This is a genomic window from Pseudomonas putida (genome assembly GCF_025905425.1).
GTDB classification, from domain to species: domain Bacteria; phylum Pseudomonadota; class Gammaproteobacteria; order Pseudomonadales; family Pseudomonadaceae; genus Aquipseudomonas; species Aquipseudomonas putida_AF.
The window spans coordinates 3723973-3743345 of the sequence record NZ_CP109603.1 but is presented as its reverse complement, the minus strand read 5'-3'; the positions used below and the strand labels follow the sequence as shown (position 1 = coordinate 3743345).

The 19373-nt window shown below is 56.4% G+C and carries 7 protein-coding genes; 3 read left to right on the top strand and 4 right to left on the bottom strand.

The features are described from left to right. Positions 1-18: 18 nt before the first annotated feature. The 4 genes from OGV19_RS16630 to OGV19_RS16615 form a co-directional block, all read right to left on the bottom strand. Positions 19-1098, bottom strand: coding sequence for a fimbrial protein (locus OGV19_RS16630; RefSeq protein ID WP_264309751.1), 1080 nt, complete (start codon positions 1096-1098; stop codon positions 19-21). A 50-nt stretch (positions 1099-1148) separates the two neighbouring features. Continuing rightward, positions 1149-3653: a fimbria/pilus outer membrane usher protein gene (locus OGV19_RS16625; protein WP_264309750.1), complete on the bottom strand. Its 2505-nt coding sequence runs from the start codon at positions 3651-3653 to the stop codon at positions 1149-1151. A 260-nt stretch (positions 3654-3913) separates the two neighbouring features. Next, positions 3914-9004 (bottom strand): RHS repeat-associated core domain-containing protein, encoded by a 5091-nt coding sequence (locus tag OGV19_RS16620; RefSeq protein WP_264309749.1) that lies wholly within the window; start codon positions 9002-9004, stop codon positions 3914-3916. Between the two features lie 18 nt (positions 9005-9022). Continuing rightward, a complete protein-coding gene (locus OGV19_RS16615) occupies positions 9023-10210 on the bottom strand; it encodes a hypothetical protein (RefSeq protein ID WP_264309748.1) in 1188 nt (395 codons plus the stop codon). 252 nt (positions 10211-10462) lie between these two features. Here OGV19_RS16615 and OGV19_RS16610 point away from each other — a divergent pair, with 252 nt between their 5' ends. The 3 genes from OGV19_RS16610 to OGV19_RS16600 all read left to right on the top strand — a co-directional run bounded on the left by OGV19_RS16610 (position 10463) and on the right by OGV19_RS16600 (position 19259). After that, complete coding sequence (locus OGV19_RS16610) at positions 10463-12298, top strand: hypothetical protein (RefSeq protein ID WP_264309747.1); 1836 nt, start codon at positions 10463-10465, stop codon at positions 12296-12298. Between the two features lie 126 nt (positions 12299-12424). Further along, entirely contained in the window at positions 12425-15397 is a 2973-nt protein-coding gene (locus OGV19_RS16605; protein ID WP_264309746.1) for a hypothetical protein, read from the top strand. A gap of 40 nt (positions 15398-15437) precedes the next feature. Continuing rightward, the gene (locus tag OGV19_RS16600; RefSeq protein ID WP_264309745.1) at positions 15438-19259 is read left to right on the top strand and encodes a sugar-binding protein; all 3822 of its coding nucleotides are present in this window, start codon (positions 15438-15440) and stop codon (positions 19257-19259) included. The last annotated feature ends 114 nt before the right edge of the window (positions 19260-19373 follow it).

The following is a 19373-nucleotide window of genomic DNA, read 5'->3' as shown; positions in this document are numbered from 1 at the left end:
GGGCCGGCACCCTGCGGGTTAACGGTAGCTGATGGTGAAATCCAGCGCCCCTTTGGCCATGCCAGGGGTAACCTTGTCATCGGTTTGATAGAAATGCGCGCGATATGACAGGCGGGTAAGGGGCAGCTCAAGTTTCTTGTGGGTTGACGCGTGTTCTTCCAGGGGGACGGGTTGGCCAGAATCGTCAGTTATCTGGATTGCGATCCCTTTCGCCGTGGAGCCACGTCCCAGGCTGAACAGCCCCTGCCTTGGGTCGATGGCAACCGAGCCGTCCGCGCCTGTGAGGTAGATGTGCGCTGTTGCCGTGCTTGACGCAGGGTCGTCCTCGCAATCGCTCAAGGTGATCTGGAAGGGAATGCTCGCAGTGGTGGTGCCCTTTGCGGGAAAGTCCGCCATCGTGTAGTCCCCAAGTTTTACCGGGTCGGCGCTGACTGCATCGCTTTTGAGCGTGCATTGGGCCTGATTGACATTCGCATTGACCCTCAGGCGGAAGGCATCAGGCACATCAGTGGTACTACCGTGGGCCAGTTCTTCGTCAAGCGCATTCAGCCCTGGGGTAATAGGGCCCGTTTTGATCAGTGTAATAGTTGAGTGAATGGGGCCGATCAGGATCGGGTTGAGCGTGGTTTCCCGATTGGTGCCGGTGTAGGGGACTGTATTGTCGCCGCTGACCGAGCTGAACGTGTTGGGGAAACCGCCGCTGAAGGGAAAGCCCAGCTCTACGATGGCGCCTATTCCATTGACGCTTGTCCTGACCACTTTGTTGGCGAAGCGCCCACCCGCCAGTCTGGGTTGGATGTTGTGGATGAAAGGCGAGGTATTTTTGACATTGGCTTCCAGAAGGTTGCCGTCGTTTACGCAACTCACCCTGGTTGAGGATGGGTCGGTCAAGAAGGTAAATCTTCTGTTGGCAATTGGCTCACCTACGGGCAGATCCTTTGGCACCCACACATTCATGAAATCCGCAGTGAAAATGGCGGGGCCGGCCCCGTTCTCGACAGCGCAGCCCGATACGGCATGTGCGGTTTGTGCATGGAACAGAGGCAGGCAGGTGAGCAGCAGCGCAGGCAGCAGTGCGGGGCGAAAAGCAGCGTTCATGGGCGGGTTGTCCAGTCGGGAGGGTCTTGGCAGCAGGTGCGGGTCAAAACTCATGAGGCAGGGCACTGCAAGGTGTGCAGGCGATAGCCTTGTTTCAAGGGCAGGGTTGCGGGTGTGAGCGTGATGCGGCAAAGCTGTTCGCGCTCATCGGTCCACCTGATTGACAGCTGCTGTTCGTCAAGGTGGGTTGCGATAAGCGCCTGGCCTCCTTGGCCTACCACACCCAGTACCTGCTCCTGCCCATCGCTGATTTGCGCACCGAATGGCAAAGGTTGCCCGTCTGCTTGCAGCAAGGTCAGTACCAGGCGATTGACGCGTCGTGCTGCGAACTCTGCCAGCACCACCGCACCCCGGCGCGGCACAACCTGCGTGGCACCATTTTCGATTTCGATTTCCGGGTCGAGCTGGTCGAGTTGCAGCACCAACTGATTCGCACGGTAAGGGCGCAGATACGGTGCAAGGGCGTACCCTTGGCTGTTGGTTTTAGCGTGTTGCGCACTGCCAATGCCGACGCCGGCAATGTCGGGAACATGCAGCAAGGCGTTGGTTTCGCCGATAAAAGGCGCCAGCAGCATGCCTTCACTGTGTGCCAGCAGCGCACCACTGGTGCTCACGGACAGGCTGCGGTAGTCGTTGGCTTGGGTGTAGCCCACTCCGTAGTTGGCATGGGTGCCCTGATAAACAAGCGAAACGCTGCCACTTTGCTGTTTGTCGTTGGTCAGCGCGGCTCGGTAGTTCAGGCGCCGGTCATCGAAGTGGCCATTGAGGCTGGCGCGTTCGCTGAGGGTGCCAGCGGTTTCCTGGATGCTGAAACTGGCACTCGAAGCATTGGCAAAGTCCAGAGGCACGGTAAAGCCAAGGCCAATAATACGGTCGTTATCGCGCGTGGAGCTGAGCGATTGGGAGGCGAACAGGTTCAGGCTGATATTGCCGGGTAGTTGCGTAGTGTATTGGAGTTGATACTGACGGCGCTTTTGTTTGCTCTGCCAGTAGTCATCTTGCGATAGCGTGAGGCTGAGGGCGCCGGAGGGGCCGAAGTGCTGATACACCGAAGCCTCCAGCCGGCTACGGCGGTTGCCCAGGTAAAGGCTGGACGCATTGCGCTGTTGAACGGCTTCATCGTAGTCCCGGTAGCCGGGCGTGGAATAGCGATAGCCGGCAAAGCGCAGGCTGGTGCCGCTGTCGAAGGCTTTGCCGTAGCGTGCAGAGAAGCTGTTGCCTTTCACTTCACCTGACGCTGGGCCAAGGTCGGTGACTGCGTGGGTGATGTCCACTGACAATGCGCCGAGCGCGGCAAAATCCCTGCCTAGGCCAAGGGTGCCGGCGCGGTAATAACTGCCTCCGAGCACGCCAGTGTAAAGCGTGCTGTCCCAGCCGATGCCCCTGGCCAGGGTGCCTTGCCACAGCGCAGGTGAGTCCGCAAGGTCAGCGGCATGGTAACGGCCGACGGCCAGGTCGTAGCGCCAGACACCCGCACGCATGAGGTTGCCGAGCGTGGAGTAGGGCTGGATGAAGCGGCGGACCTGGCCATCGGCTTCGGTCAGGACAATTTCCAGCTCGCCACTGCTGGCACCTACGGCAAGGTCGTCGATCTCGTAGGGCCCGGGGGCTACGAAGGTGGAGTAGAGAGGGTAACCGTTTTGCAGGACTTCCAGCTTGGCGTAGGTCTGGGCCACGCCGCGTAACACCGGTGCGTAGTTTTGCAGGGCGTCGGGAAGCATGTCCGGGTCGGAAGCCAGTTTCACCCCCTTGAACGGCAAGCTGCGAAAAATTTCCCCCTGGGTGAACGTTTCACCAAGGGTAAGGGTGCCCCAGCTGCCCGGCAGGTCATGTTGCGCGTAGGTATTGCTGCGGGTCCAGCGAAACTCGCCGTGTTGGTCTTCGCGCAGGGCCTGTTGACTGCGCAGTCGCCAGCCATTCAGGTTGACGCCGCTGTTCAGGTACAGGTCCTGGCCAGTGCGGCTGCCGTTGCCGCGGCGCGTGGTGTGCTGGGCCGAGGCCTGGTAATTGACGAAAGCGGCATTCACGCCTTGGTCCCAGTGTTCCACGGCTACGGCGCCCGCCACGTCTCGGCGCATGAAAGGCTGAGGTATCGACAGGTTCAGCTGCAATTTGCTGGCATCGAACTCGGCAGTTGCGCCTGTAATGTGTGCGGCCAAATCGATGCAACCGGTAAGGCTGGGCAGCATGGCAGCGAGGTGTTGCTCGCGCAGGCCGACCTCGCGCAGCAGGTCAGCAGTCAGGCACGGCACCAGGGCCTGGCCGTCGCTGCTGTCGTGCACCTCGAACTCGCGCTTGCCCAGGGGGCTGAGGTTGACGAAAAGCTCAAGCGTGTATTGGCCCGCAGCGAGCGGTTTGTGGTCGGCCAACGTACGCAGTGCCAGGGTGCCAGCGTTGGCGGATTGCCCAGGGCTCTGGCGAATGAAGCCTGGCTCGAACTGCAGGGTGGTGGATTCGGCCATGGCCTGAAGGCTCAGAAGGCTTGCGCCAAGGGCTGGCAAGTAGAAAAAGCGCAGACGTGACAGCGCCTGCCGGCGTTTGCGGGGCTTGAGCATGGTGAATGCCTGGAATTGAACGGTGGGGCGTGGCGGTTAGCCGGTACCGTAAGGGCTAAGCGGGGTGTCTTCGGTTGGGAGGAGGCCACGGTTTGGTGAGGAGGGAAGATAAGGAGAAACGAGGCGCAGGGCTGTAGGGCAAATCTGGGATGATGGGGGAAAAATCGGCGGGCTTAAGGTTTGAAAGGGAGGAATACCCGGTGATGCAGTTTGTTGGGGGGCTGCATCACTGGGTACTCAAAGTTTATTGACGATCGAGTCTATTTGTATGTTGGAGTATATCTCGTGTCGTATCTAAAATCAGTTCTCACAAAGTCATTGTACGCATCACCGTGGATCTGTTCCGGGGCAAACAAACGCATGGCGGATGAATTTATTGCTTTCACTTCAATCATTCTGCCCACCACAGTATGCGTAAAACCTTGAGCTGGCGCGCCCGGAGCAGAATCATTGTTTGCAGCTTCGACCGGAGTGATAGCAGAGCTGATGCTGCTTCGGCGAGAACTCGCCGGGGTACTCTCAACGCTTGGAGCTACACGTGGCCCTGATTCAATAGTTGCGACAATCGAAGTGCGAGCGTTTCTGCTGGCCACCTCAGCAATATCGGTCTGGGTCCCCTGCTGCGCAGTTTCATTTACAGCCGATCTACCTCCCGCAGAGCTCGTACTGCTACGTCGCGGACCAGTATCTGCGTTGATTACGCTGGCCTCTTGTTGGGCCTTACGGGCTTGAGCTGCCTTGTGACGCTGCCCCAGGTATATCCCCGCTGTCAGTACAAGGTTACCTGCGAGCGATAGAGCCGCCCCGGCAATCTGAAGTTTCTCCTTCTTCGCAGGGTCTTTGGTGAACTCGGCGGCCAGGGTCGTGCCCAGGCCTGCGACAGCTGCAGCTACCCCCGTGGCGATAACTGCAATGACCAGGGGGGTGGCTGTCCCGCCGGTGATAATGGCGAAGGTAACGGACAACGCCACATTGGCGGCGACACTGGCCCAGCCCAGCCAGTACATGGCACCTTTTTTCTCTTTTTGCTTGACTGGGTCCCTGCCGGGGCCCCAATCCTCAGCGTAATGCCCGGTAGGGTCTTGCCACATCACCGGGTTGCCCAGGCAATACACGTAAGGGTTAATGCCCGCCTGCTCGGGTGCGCTGTTATCCGGGCTGTGGAAACGCATCAGGCTCGGGTTGTACGCACGGTAACCGCGGCCCAGCAGATACCAGCCCAGGCCCTGCTCGCGCACTTCAGCGTTGAAGCCAAGCAAGCCAAGCAGTTTACCTTCCTCGACTTCCCCATAGGCGCTGTAGCCGGCTTCGTGCACCGTGCCGTCCGCTGCGCACTCAGCAATCACGCTGTTGCTGTTGTTGGCCATGAACAGGCGCGTTTGGCCCTGTTGCCCCGACTGTTGCATGCCCAGTGGCGTTGCGCCGTCATACAGGTATTGCGTCAGCAAGCCATCTTGCAGGGTGCTGCCTACGCGATAGCCTTCATAGCGGCGCAGCGTTTCTTTATCGGTGCCCTGGGTGACGCCAAGCAGCTGCCCGTGCCCGTCGTAACGGTAGCGGGCCAACGTGGCGCCGTCGGGCGCGATCACTGCTGTCAGGTTGGCGCTGTCTTCATCGTAAAGCAGGGTGTTGCCCTGCTCGTCGTTCTTCATGTTGCCGTCACTGTCGTAAGTGAAGTGCTGGTTTTTACGGTAATCGGAAGTCAGGCTATGGCTGACACTTTCCAGCTGGAAAGGCGAATCTTCGAAGTACGAGTAGAAGGCTTCGTCGACGTTGCCGTCCTCGAATTCGGTGATGCACAGCAGCATGTTGTCGAAGCTATCAAACTCGAACGCTTGGTTGAGGATCTTGCGGCCTTTGCTGTTGGTAGGCAGGGCGGAGCCTTCGCAGAGGTGTTCGTACAGGCGATCACGGTCATCGTATTTGAAGGTTTCGGTCAGCAGCGGCGTTGCGCCTTTGAGCAGCGTGCGGCTGTGCAGTGCGTTATCGCCGCGCCAAACCTGCTTGAGCGTTCGCTGGTCAGTCGATGCGCCATTGCGTTGCAACTGCAAGGTCCGGGACGTTTCGCGGCCCCAGTGGTCATAAACCTGGGTGCACAGCAGTGCCTGCTTGCTGTCGGTATCGGTTGTCAGCGTCGTCTCAAGCAAACCCGCAGTGTTATAGGTAAACGTCGCCTCCAACTTGCCTTGTTTGATCTTGCTGGTCCTGCCAAGCGCATCGTATTCGAAGGTTTTGCTGACGATCTCATCATCGCGGTTATCGAGCATGCGTCCTTGCAACGAGGTGCGGTAGGTGCGCTTGTGTTCTTTACTGCCGGGTGAGCCGTCCTTCCAAGACTCACTGAGCAGGTGGCCCTGGTCCGTGTAGTGGTAGGTGCGCTCGCCCTGGTCGTTTTGGGCGGTGCTAATGTTCGCAAGGCTGTTGTCGTATTTGAAAGTGGAGGTCTTATAGTTCTGGCCTGCCACGATCTTGGTCGGGGAGGTGGTCACTGCGGGGTTGTATTCGTAGCTCAAGGTGCGACCAGAACCCAGAGTCCGTTTCTGCGGCAGCATCAGCGAACCTTGGTAGTGCAATGTTTCGCTCCGGGGGCCAGCGTGCATTGACGTCAATCGGTCAATACCATCGAACTTACGGTCGCAGACTGAAGTGCCTTTATCGCTTTTGCTCGTGTGTAACAGCAGTTGGGTCGCCAACTCGCCTGTCGTGTGCTTGGCGAATTTGCGGCTCAGCGCGGTACCGTCGGGGCGATCGGTACGGGTCATCCGGCCCCAGATGTCGTACGTGAATTTAGTCGTGCGTTTATGCTCGGCGCTTACGCCTTTTCCGGTAGCGGGCTCGCTGAACGTGAGCGTCTGCTCGATGCTGCGCCCGAACCCGTCATAGCGGTAGCTGTGTGTTGCTGCGGGGCCGCCTTGATCGTCCAGGGTTTGCACTTCATCAGGTTTGCCGAACCGATTTAGGTGCGTGACGCTGTGGCGTTTGCGTACGTCCGCTGCTTTTGGGTACTCCTCCCAGGAGGTGACGATGTCGCCATCGGCGCCAAAGGGTGAGCGCTCGGTGATGACGGTGACGTTATCCGGGCGAAGGGTCGATCGCCGGCCTCCCCAATTGTCATAGCCGTGCACGCTGGTCATCGCTACTGTGCGGTCGGCCCAGTAGTCGTAGGTGGTCTCGCTGGTTAATTGGCCGAATGCATTGTAAACCGCTGCATAGACCTCGAAGGTTTTCCGCGATTTAGATTGCGGCGCGTCCGGGTCGACGCATTCCCGCTCTTCCTTGATGGTGCGATTGAGGCCATCAAAATAGAGCCGGCTGACGACGTCCTGGCTGTCTTTGGTTTCCTGGTAGCCGCCGTCGGCGCTCGCCATCACGTAGCTATACGACCGCGTGGCCCGCACCGGTTCTTTTGCGTCCGGCGCAGTCGTTTCGCTCAACAGGCGATTAAGTCGATCATAAGTAAAACGTGTGACTGTCTCGTGGATGTCTTTGGTCTCCAGCACTTGACCCGTGAAGGGGTGCTGGTTCTGTTCAGAGAATTTTTCCGTCAGGTCGTGGCCTTTTACCATCTGCCGGGTGTGCAACACGTTGCCCAGCGTGCTGTGGCGGTGCTGGGCAAACTTCCATTCGACAGTCGTCGTTGTGGTGTTCTCTTGTTTACTTTTTTCTGTACCGTCGTGCTTGGCATGCATCTGCGTTTCGCGCTTTATCAGCCGGCCGTGCAATCGTGCATTTTTGGGGTCGCTGAAGTAGCTACGCTTGACGGTGCTGAGGGCAAGCAGGGGGTCTGGGTTGGCTGCGTCCGTCAGCACCTCTTGGGTGATGGCCAGCCATTTGGTGGCCACGTTGTCGTCGAGTGCTTGCAGGGGACCTTGCAGAATATCCAGTGCTTCATACGTGAAGTCCGTGCGCAGGGCGCTTGCCCCTGATTCGTATTGGTCGCTTGGATAGACGGTCTGGCTTTTCACGTAGCGCTTGAAGCCATTCGGGCTGGGTGGGCATCTGCCCGGTTCGCCCTCGACTTCGAAGTACTCCATCACGGTGCGAGTCCCATCGTGCTGAATTTCTTCGGTGAGATTGCCGTGGATGTCGAAGGCTGTCGTAACCAGCTCACTACGTCGTTGGCTGGCGTCTTCGGCCATTTCCCAGGACGTTGTCACGGTGCGGGGCATCTGGAAAATACTGGGTTGATCCTTGAATGACGCCGCCGGGTCCCCGTGATAATCCATCGTGTTCTTTACAACGTGCTTGGCTTGCTGGCTGAGTTCCTCCACCGTGCGGTGGAAACGGTCATAGCGGGTGGTGACGGTACGGTCTGCCTGGCCTTCGCAACGCTGGGTGGTTTTACTCCAGTAGGTGTAGCTTGCGTCGGTCACGTCATACAGATTGTCGCGCCCGCTATTGCTCCACTTGATGCCGCTGCCATTACCCATGAAGTTGTGAGCAGAATAGTCATAGTCCGTTTGCATTTCTGCCTGGCCGTGCCCTGGCAGCACACGGTGGCGCTTGACACGTGGCAGCATCTTGTCGACGCCCGGCAATTGATGCCCAGGATCACCGTCCAGCCCGTAGTAGAGGTGTTCGACCCCGCCGGAGGGTGAGACGACCTTGCTGACGCAGGTCTGACCATGCACGGTCTGGTACTCAAATTGCCAATGCGCTTGCTCGTCGGTGGGCAGCACCACCTGATGCACCTGCCGGCCTCTGAATTTGAGGGTATAGCTTGCCTTGACCGCTTCGGCGTCTGGGTGCAGGGTGATGACAGTATCGCCAGCGTACGCAATTTCCAGTAGGCGGCGCCCTTGTTTCCCGTCCGGCAGGCCATCGCGCACTTCGTTCAAACAGAACGCGCCGGGGTGTTGCGGGTTGCTGATATAGCTCAGTTCGATCCATTGCCCCGTGGGCGCATAAATACGTGTCGGCAGGGCAACTCTTTGTTCGCCCGCGCCTTGGTACTCCAGGATCTCGACCAGCCCGGTATTGTGCACCACCCTAAAACGGCCCTCGCCGTCCTTATGGAAGTGGAATGTATCGAGTTTCTGTTCACTGATACTCTCGACGCCGTCGACCGTAAACCGCTCACCGGTGAACAGCGACAGCGCACCGCCACCCTCGGCGTAGGCATGCTCGACATAACGGGTGAGGTTGATATCCCACCCTTCGCCATAGCCGACATCACCGCCACCCATCGAGCTGTAGTCCAGGCTCAGCGAAAGGGTTGGCCCTGCAAGGTCATTACCTACCAATGCCGGCAGGGCAATGGCAAGCCCGTATTGACCGGTGCGTGGGTCAACACGGTTCTCGATGAAGTTCATGAAGCCGAAAGCGTTGGAGTGTACGGAAGTAGTGCTCATGAGGGTCACCTGTGAATTTTATTTAGTGGCGGGGTAGAACAGCTGACCACAGCGGTATTTGGTATAGCCATTTTCGTCTGACTCGTGGGCGCGGCCGACCATGACTTTGCCGGTGTCGCAAGTAAAATCGGAGTCTGATTCTTTTACGGCGTCTGACCAATCGTTCAGTTTGACCACTAACTTGTTCTTCTCATCTTCGGTGTCTTTATAGAGCGTTGCGCATTTATAGTGGGTATACCCGGTTTCGTCACCGTCATGCGCGCGCCCGACCATTACGCTGTCAGTCGGGCAGGTAAAATAGATGTAGTCCATGCTTTTTTTGTCATAATTGACGGCCTCCGTGCAGGTCTTGTCGGGCGCGTCCTTGTCTTCGCCGTCGGGTTTGCGTCTACCGCATTCTTCGATTTTGGCGGAGGTGAAGGACTCTTTGATGACGAAGGTCTCTTGGTTACTGCCTTGCACTGTCTGGCACGTGTAATACGTGTCACCGTTTTCATCGTCTTCATGTTTTCGACCGACCATGACCTTATCGTTTGAGCAGGTAAAGCTGTGGTCGCTTTCGTTTAAATTATTACTGGTAGACATAGTGCCAAGCAGCACCGGATCTAGGGTCGGTGTATCAATGTCATCCGAGATCGTGATTTCCAAACAACTCAGTTTTGACGTGACTCGCCCGTTACCGTTAAATGTTTTTGCGGCCAGCTTGATCCCTTTCGCCTCAGGTATTTTGACGGGTTTTCCTTCCTCGAATTCGAATAGACGATCGATGCCGATGTCGGGAAGCTGCGAGAGCATACTCATGGTCTCGAGCTTTATCACAAAGTTCTTGTTGTCAGAAGGGTCGAAGTTTTTGTAGGCCTTGCTACCCAACGTGGTGTTACACATCCAATCATCCGTCAGCAGGATCTTTGCAGCGGAAGGAATGTCTTTCATCGTGATGGTATCTGGCTGCATTTGAAAACAATTGCCTTGCCCGGGGCCCCCTCTATCGGCCAGGGACAGTCGTATCGTTTTACCGGCACCGGCGGGGGGGATATCGAGGGTGCAACGGTATTCACCATGATCCTGCCCTGGGCTGGTGATGAGCGTAATAGTTCCAGCCTGCGTGTGCAGGGGGATACTTAGGCTCGCCAGTAGGCAGGCGACGGCAACTGTAGATTTAGTCTTTGAGCCCATTGCAGTGTCAGGCACCTGTGTCGTGGCCATGGTAGTTCTAGTCCTTTGCATGTTCGGTGGATTCGATAATGTTGAAACGCAGTGAAAGCCGCTCAGGCGGCCATGCAATCTGCAGCGTAATTGACGGGTGGGGCGTTGACACCTGGCAGAAATGCTAGGCAGAGGGGCGGCCTGTAGCCCGGCTAACGCCCAGGGCAAATGCATGAACCTAGTATTTTTGTCAGTAGGCAAGCATCGGGGCTTGGCGTAGAACTCTCCCAGGCCAGAGAGGGAGAGTTAACAATGAATTTAAATAAACGCAGCGATGCTGAAACGCGCACTGACGCTCGCGTCATAAATCCACTGCCCATTATCGACGGGTTGACCGAAAATATGGAGGTGGACGTTGATGCGCTGCAAGGTAAGAATCTGAAAGTTTTCATCCGCGGTGCCGATGTTGAGCAGGGCGATACACTTATTTCCAACTGGCGTGCGGTGGGGGCGAGCGGTCATCCCTTCGATTTTGCCGGGGACGGTGTACCCGTAGCGAACCCGGCTGAAGTTGTGGTTGAAATCGCTAACGACATACTCGAACGTGCCAAAGGGGGGGTTGGCCTTTACTCATATCAAATTGTCAATCAAGCCGGGCAGAAAAGTGAAGAGTCACTGCGGCAGTTTTGCTATATCGGTTTGCGTGGCCTGGGTATAGCCGCAGAAAAGCTTCCGGTTGTTCACGTGCTTGAGGCGCATGAGCGCGTCATCGTCAGGCAATCTGCAGACCTGCGTGTGGTGGTAGCCGCGTATCAGGCTATACAAGAGGGCGACACGGTTGAAATGACCGTGCGACGATTCAGAAGTAGCGGCGCTGAGTTATCTCCTTATAAAAGGCAGCTGTCCGATGTACAACGCTTCAATGGCGAACCCCTTGAATGGAATCTCCCCGATTCGCAACTGAATACGGTCGGCACAGGCGGTCGCGTCGAGATCAGCTATCAGATAACCCTGAAAGGGGATGAAGTGCTTGAGCCGTCGCGCCCTGAAACGTTCACGATCCAAAGCGCGATTGAACCAAGCACCTTGTTGCCGGTGCCGAAGGCTGGGGATGGCGGCAGCGATGTGATTGACCCGGGTAACTTTCTTAACGGTTTGCCCATCGTGATTGACGCCTACAAGGATCGGGCGGTTGGCGACTACCTGGTGCTGGTGTGGTCTTCCAATAAGAAGCAAGTGCAACAAGTCGTACGGCTGGACGAAAGCAGCCTGGTTACTGAACATTTCAGGTTCACTATTGAGCAAAAAGTGTTGAACGAAAGCGTAGGTGACGCTGAGGTGTTCTATCAATTCAGCCGCGCCGGCCATGCCTTGAGTTCGCAGATGTTGTTGCTGAAGGTCGAGGCACCACGTGCAACACCACCCATGCCCACTGTCAGAGATGCCAGTTCGGGGGCAGGGGCAGAAAACTACCAGATTGATGCCTCCAAACTGCGGCGTAACGGCGCATTTGTCATCATTCCTCCACAGCCGAAGCTTCGCCCGGGGGAGCATTATGACGTGCATTGGCACGGCCACGCGAATGGCGGGCGAACAGTCATTGAAGTCCCGGCTGTAGACGATCCAGACGAGCCGATAGTCTGTAATGTACCGGTTGACTTTGTCGCCGCCAATATGGGCGAGACTGATAAAGATGAGTCCAGGCGCTTTGATGTCTTCTACCGGATTGTGGATAAAGACGCCGCGCTCTATTGGGAGAGCCCTCCATTACGGCTGCTGATAGCGCCGCTGGCTGCAACCGCCTATTCACGCATTCAATGCCCCGAAGCGAATACTGGCGGCGAACTTAAACTCACGCCTGCAGGCGCCTCTTTGACGCTGGATCCCTGGGTTTTCATCAACGAAGGCCACCCACTGAGTATTCACCTGACGGGGGTGGACCCGCAAGGTGAAGTTATTTCCGAGACCCTGCGCAACGCAGTGCCCGTGAGCCAACAGGAGCACGTAAGCGGGGTGCAAGAAGCGCTTAAGTACGACGTGTTGCAGACGTTGGCATTTGATAGGCAGTTCTCCGTGTGGGCGAGTACTACTTTCGATGGTCAGGTGTGGCGCGAATTCCCAAGGCTCAACTTGACGCTCAGGAAGTAATCATGAAAGACGCAAAAAAACAGCCGGGCAACGTTTTTTTAGGCCTTGGCTAGCCCTCGTAAAAATTCAGTCGTCGTTAAAACAGTCAGTCGTGCTTCGTGCACCTGACGAGGCAAGGAGTTGATCATGTCCGACCTTTCTAAAGAAAGTATCCTGAAGCGCCTGAGCAACGGTTCAGTCATGCGCGGCTGGGGTGCCATCGCTTCATTTGAGCGACGTCATCTTAATGTGCTGCTGCGTGATCAGTTTTTGCAGGGGTATGCGTCCGGCGCCTATATCGAGCCCATGAGCCATTCGTTCGACCTTGACGAGGGCGGGCAACTACGCGGCGAGTTCCGTAATCTGGTGCTGGGGCCTCCACAACTGTCGTTTGAAGAAGCGACTCTGCTCTCGGCGGACACAACGGTTCGGTTGAATATCATTTCCGGAGACTATATTCAGCATGCCCATTTGCCCGGCAGCCCCCCTATTGTTCTCAGGGCTTACCCCCTCAATGAAGCCATGGGCTATGCCATCAGCGCCCAGGCCGAACTTAAACTGCAACAGAGCGCTACGAGTCGATTCACTCACTTGATGCTGGTGCTTTCCGACGCGCGTACCGATACGCTCGAATGTGAACTCGGCACCACCCCTTATGCTTCGAAACAGATCGGCAAGGCGGTATTCGGCCATTGGTTGACCCAGCCGAGTTATCGTCAATCTTACGTGTTGGCGCAGTTCGACCGTGAGGACTACAGTGCGTTATCTCCCCTGAGCGCCAAGGTCTTGACCCAGATGGCCCCCTGGGGTTCCAAGACCGCCAAGGCCTTTAAGGACAAGGCTGCCAACGAAGGCGATGGTGCCGTGGTAGTGATGATGCAATCACGCACGCATTTACTGCAAGGCACACTTCCCCCCGCAGCTGACGATTTCCCGTATATCATCCCCGGCACTGCTGCTGCGGGCTCGGACTACTCGTGCACGCTGTTACTGGACCCGGTCAATAAAGGGAAAAACGGCGACCCCTTGAAACAAGTGTTCAGGCCAGTTCGCATGCCCAATGCGCATGGTTATGCGTACAAAGACGCCGACAAGTTAGAGCCGGCAGATATCGTCGGTTTTGGTCATATCGCCCCCACCGCCGATACTTATCGTGTTGATCCGTCCACGGCGACCAGCGTGGCACTGAAAACGTTACCTTTCACGCTCAAGGGTGACAAACCCATTACCCGCTGGGCAACGGTAAACCTGATGCGTGCCTCGGCCAGTGGCACCATCAGCCCAGCCGGGCTGTATCAGTCTGGCTCTGCAGACACATTCATTGCGGACAATCAGATCTCACGGGTGACCGGCCACTACGTAGATGCCAGCGGTGGCGAGCAATCGCGCAGCGCGCTACTGGTCGAGAGCTCAAAACCGGTACAGATAACGCCCCGTATCATGACGACTTCAGCGCAGCCGGTGCCTATTCTGCTGTCGGCCTCAACGACCGACGGGGGCACGCTGCAATGGGCACTGGTCGATACGCCAGAGGTGTTGCGCACTTCGCGCGGTCCAGCGCGTGCAATCAGTAGCGGCAAGCGCCAACAACCGTTTTCTTATAAAGAAAGCCTGGGCACGCTGGAAGATCTGGGTAACGGGAACGCCAGGTTTACACCAAAGAAAATCGAGGACGACATCCCCGAAATTCTTTTTCAAATGATTCGCGTAACAGACAGTAAAACGAAGGCCTTTAGCGAGGCCACTGTAGTGATCGTTAACTGGCCGCAGCGGTTCTCGGTACAGCCTTTCTATGTCTCGAGCTACAGGTCCAATAGCGTAGTGCCCTTCAGTGTTGCAAGCGCCACGCCGCCCCGCGCAACCTGGCATGTGTTCGGCGAAGGCGAAATCGACAACAGTGGCAACTACACGCCGCCCCAGGCTGCAAAAACGCCTGTCAGTGTGGTCATGCTCGACAACGAGGGTTTCGATACAGGTTATGCAATCATTGAACACCGCCCCGTCTTGGCTGCCAATCCGTCGGTCACCAATTGGGAAGAGATTGATGTTTTTAGCCTTGAAGTGTTGAGTAGTGATAAGTGCTACGCCAATGGCATGCAACAAATAGAGGTGCGGATAAAGATCGAAACAAAAGTTGATGGAACGGCAATCTCCCCGCCCATTAGTGACGCGGAGTTGGACAGCCTTAAACTGTATAACGTAGAAACCGGGAGGCTTCTCGAATTTCTACCAGGCCTGGAAGACGATGAAGGCCTCGAACCCGGTACCGACAACTGGGCGGTGAGCCGAAAGCGCAATAAGGTAGGAACCCGTTCACGTACCCGGCAGGTTGACCCCCTCGGAGAAGAAAGCGCTAGGTACGCACGATTGTTCCTGCAGAGCACGGCATTGGGGCTCATTACTGTGGCTGCCGAGTTCAAAGGGGACGATAACGTCGTGTATCGGTCTGTTGATTACAATCTAGGGGGCTCTAAGGTTGATGTGACTGCCGAGCGCCCGCCAGCGTTTAAGGATGCATATAAACTCACTCGCAAGCCTGTAAAAGGTTGGGCGGGGGAGGAACCAGAAGACTTCGGTAATGTGTGGGATACAACGGATTATTGGGTGCTGGCGGGTGAAAAGGGCGATGATTTCCAAACGTTGAAGTTTATAAGGCTCCGGTTCCCTGAAGAAAGGGTATCGATGCTTCGCTGGGAGACGAATCAGCGGGCTGAGCAGTCTTGCAGTTTCACCGGCTATTCGTTTACCCCGTATGACCCAGAGGTCAGCAGGCAAGAAGATAACCCTCAGGACCCCACCAAAGAATTGGTGCATGATGGATTGCTGCAAGCGTTAACCAAGAAGCAGACTGGCAGTGATTCTTATCTCGATACCGAACTGGTGCAGGACAGCAAACCCGGATCAGGCGAAGTATGTTTCGCACTGCATCGGGTCTCTGATTTGCCACTGATCTACGATGAGGAACAGCAACTTTCCGAGCGGTTGCGTGCGCCGCTGGAACAACCTTTAGCGGTTGACCTGATGGATCAGAACGGCAACTGGCATAAGTTGACCATCAAGTTTCATTTGCCTGATAAAACGCCAGGAAGCCGAGACAAGCTTGCTTTTGATGTTCGTTGAGGTGCAGGTTAATTAATCTCTGACGCAAGGTGATCGTGATATGGCAGCCAAGACTGCAGTGCATTCCAATGCATTCAATTTTCTCAGTTTTATTGACAATAGTGTTGACCCGCGTACCGGCCAGTACAGCTTGAGCATTGCGATACCGGAGTTGCAGGGCAACAACCTTATTGGCCCGAACCTTCCTTTACGCCTTTCGTATAGTTCAATGGGGGCGGGGGATACGGGTTATGGCGAAGGGTGGGATCTTAATCTCACCAGCTTTATCGAGCATGCCTACCCAGACGGCGGCGGTGCGCTGTCGCTGTATACCGGCGAGCGCTTTACCGTGGATGGCATCGAAAGCATCAGCGAGAAAAAACTCGACACCTTCCACTTCCATAAGGACGGCGAAGGGCGCTTCCGGGTAGTGCACCGCACCGGTCTGGTGGAGGTGCTCGAAAGCATGGGCAGTGGCGAGAAAAAGGTGGCACTGCCGACACGGATCTACGCGCCCTCGGGGCACTGGATCGACTTGAGCTATGTCGATAATCCACAGCATCGAGGCGCGTATTGCCTGCGCGAGGTACGCGATGGCGGCGTGGAAGGGAAGCCAGGGCGGCGTCTGCTTTTGATCGAGTATCCAGGGGATATGATCATTACCCTGCACCCGGATCACCCCGCTGTGCAGGCAAGCTATACCCTCAAGTTCAGCGGCCGGCAACTCAACCGGGTGGTGCTGCCGACCAGTGAGCAGGCTTACTGGGAGTTTACTTATCGAGTCGTGCACGGGCAGACATGCATCAGCCAACTCCGCTCGCCCAGCGGTGCTGTGGAATACATCGACTATGGCTTTGAGGGCGATCCGGGTCATCAGCTTCCCGGTGTCAACAGGTACTTGCCGCGGGTCAAGCGCCATCGTGTCATCCCGGGGTTTGACCAAGCGCAAATGCATACGCTGTACGACTATTCCCCGGAGAACTTCTTGGGCAATGGCAGTGGCATTACCTGGCGGGACAACGGGCGTGACAACCTGTACGAGGTGGCTAACGCAAACTTCAAATACTGGAGCAAAACCACCCAGCAATGCCCAGGGCAAGCGGACCGCACGGTCACCCGAACCTATGACCGTTTCCACCTCAACACTGAGGAGGCGTTTGCGCAGGCCCAGCACGTTCTGACCATCACCACGCTTTACCACGGTGATTCGGCGAAATCGTTCAAGGACCAACCCGATAACTTCCAGTTGCCCAGCAAGACGACCAAACGGTGGAAAATCGGAGATCAGCCAGCGCAGGGGGTGGAGGAACACACGACGGACTATGACCTGTTTGGCAACCTGGTCCGCGAAGTGGCTGCCACGGGGGTGGAAACCGTTCATGAGTTCTACCCTGCAACCGGTGAAAAAAACGATGACGAAGTCACTTGTCCAGCTGACCCGTATGGCTTTACGTGCTATCGGAAAAGCCAGACTGTTAAGCCATCTGACAAGGGTGAAGGCAACGCCGTTACCTTGCGAACAGTGTTCAAGTACAAAGCCCTCGACCCAATTCCCGTGTCTGGGGGCTTGCCTGCATTTGTCAACGCGTACTGGGTTGCGCCGTATGACGAGTCACTGTTCAGTGAAGAGGGTTCGGCGCTGACACTGCAGCGCCAGACAGTGACTGACTATTATCAGTTGCCAGAGAGCCTGATCGATTATGGTCGCCCATCCAAGACGATCATGACCATGGGCGAGCAGGACACCACTACGCGCTTCACCTATTCAACCGGCACCGTAGAGAATCATCCCGTGTTGGTGACCGTCCAAACCGTAGAGGGCTTCGACCATGGTGAAGTGCTGGAAGTCGAGTTGGAAGATGGGACAATCCACCAGACAACCCGCAACGTTGAGAAGCAGGTCACCCTCAAACACTCGGTGTTGATTGGCCAGCCTTTACTCAACCGTGATGACAATAATGTCGAAATTGCCTATGCCTATGACCTGCTGGCTCGCGTAGTTCGCGAGACAGTTGCACCCAATGACGAGAAGTACCGGGCTTCGTGCACCTACAGTTATACACTGGCCGTGGGCGCCAATTCGGCCATTCAGACCAAGTCTGATGTCAAGGGCGTCACCACGCGCTCCAAACTTGACGGCCTGGGCCGCGCTTTTGAAGAGGAACGGTTTGACGCAGATAGCGAAGAGGTTTGGCGACATCAGCAGATGCGCAAGACGTATTCGGCCACCTATAACGCCTACGGGCAGCTGGCTGAAGAAACCGAATACGACTGGTTGGCCGATGCAGTCGATGGCCTAGGGGTTCACCGGAAGGTGGACCTGGCATTGCGACGCGAGTTCGGCTACGACGCATGGGGGCAGCCGGCGTGGGAAAAGGGGCCGGATGGCGTCACGCACTTTGAAGTCACGGACCCTATCGGTACGACTGACTCGGAGTATTTGCCGATCAAGACCAGTTGGCGCGAGGCGCAGAACGGTTCGGCGGTCAGCGGTGTTTCAGTGACTTACCTGAACCGCTTCGAGGAAGCCACTCATGTGCTGCGTTATGCAAAAAAAGACGACGAGACGCCGTACAGCAAGCATCGTTATTACCACGATGGTTTGGGGCGCGTGGCACGGGAAGTTGCAGCCGACCAGGCCACTACGCGCAATGAGTATGATGCCTTTGGCCGGCTGCTTACGCAGACACTTCCCGACGATGCGAAGGTGACCCGCAGCTATGCCACTTTTGACAGTGATGACCTTCCCGAAAGCATCGATGTCAATGGTCTTGTATTAGGCACGCAGACGTTCGACGGCCTCAAACGGCTATACCGGTCGGTGACCGGCGGGCGCGAACGTACCCAGTACTTCAAGCCTGGGCAGAATCGCCCGGAAAAGGTATTTACGCCCTCCAAACAATGGGTCGACTATGAGTACAACCCGGTCCTGGGTGAAGAGCCGTTGAAGCGCGACTCCAGTCAGTTTTCGGCTGACTATGTTTATGATCCAGAAAATGCACGGCTTCTGGAGTGCTCGGAAGATGGTCAAACGCTGCAGCGTGAATATTTCAGCACTGGGCAACTCAAGACGGAGACACGCCTAGAGAATGGCGAGCAGTACAAAATGTCGTACATGTTCAGCTACCGTGAGCGGATGTTGAGTTATACCGACGTGCTGGGCCAGCAACAAAGCTATGAATATGACCCCGTAGGGCGGTTGAAAAAAACCACGTTGGGGACGACCACCGCGACCTTTGAATACGATGCATTTGGCAGAACCTCAAGCATTCGAACTGAGGAGGGGGATAATTATCTGGTGACCCAGCTTGAGTACGATGAGTATGATCGGGAAACCCTGCGCCGCTTCAATATGAAGGGTGACATCCAAACATTGAAGCAAGACTATGATGTGTGCGACCGCATTGTCGAGAAGACCCTAATGGCCGGTGAGCAGGAGGACGGTGAACTGCTGCGCAACGAGACCTATGCCTATGAGGCCCGCGGCCGTTTGTATGATTATAACTGCACAGGGCCGCTGTCACCTGTCGACCCGCAAGGTCATACGATCAGCGCTCAGGCCTTTGAATTCGATGCGTTGGACAATATCATTCTGGTCGTCACTTCGTTGATCGACAAAAACAGTGCTCGGCCAGGTGAGAACGTAGCTGAGTACTTCTTTGAAAACGAAGACCCCGCGCAATTAAGCAGCATTATCAATAGCTACGAGGGCTACACGCCCAAGGTCGTGATGAAGTATGACCTTGATGGCAACCTGGAAGACGATGGAGAGGGTATGGCCATGGCGTACGATGCCACCGGCCGACTAAGGAGTGTGGTGAAGGGCGGTGAGTCGTCGTTCTATAACTACGATGCGGTAGACCGTTTGAGTGGTCAGAGTTGATTCTGAGCATTCATTTTTCTTGAGGGCCTGTGCGAGCGTGTTGGGGGCGCGTTCGCCGGGCTTTTTTGTTTTCCAATGTCACTACGTGAGCGTCAAACAAGACAGGCCTGAAAC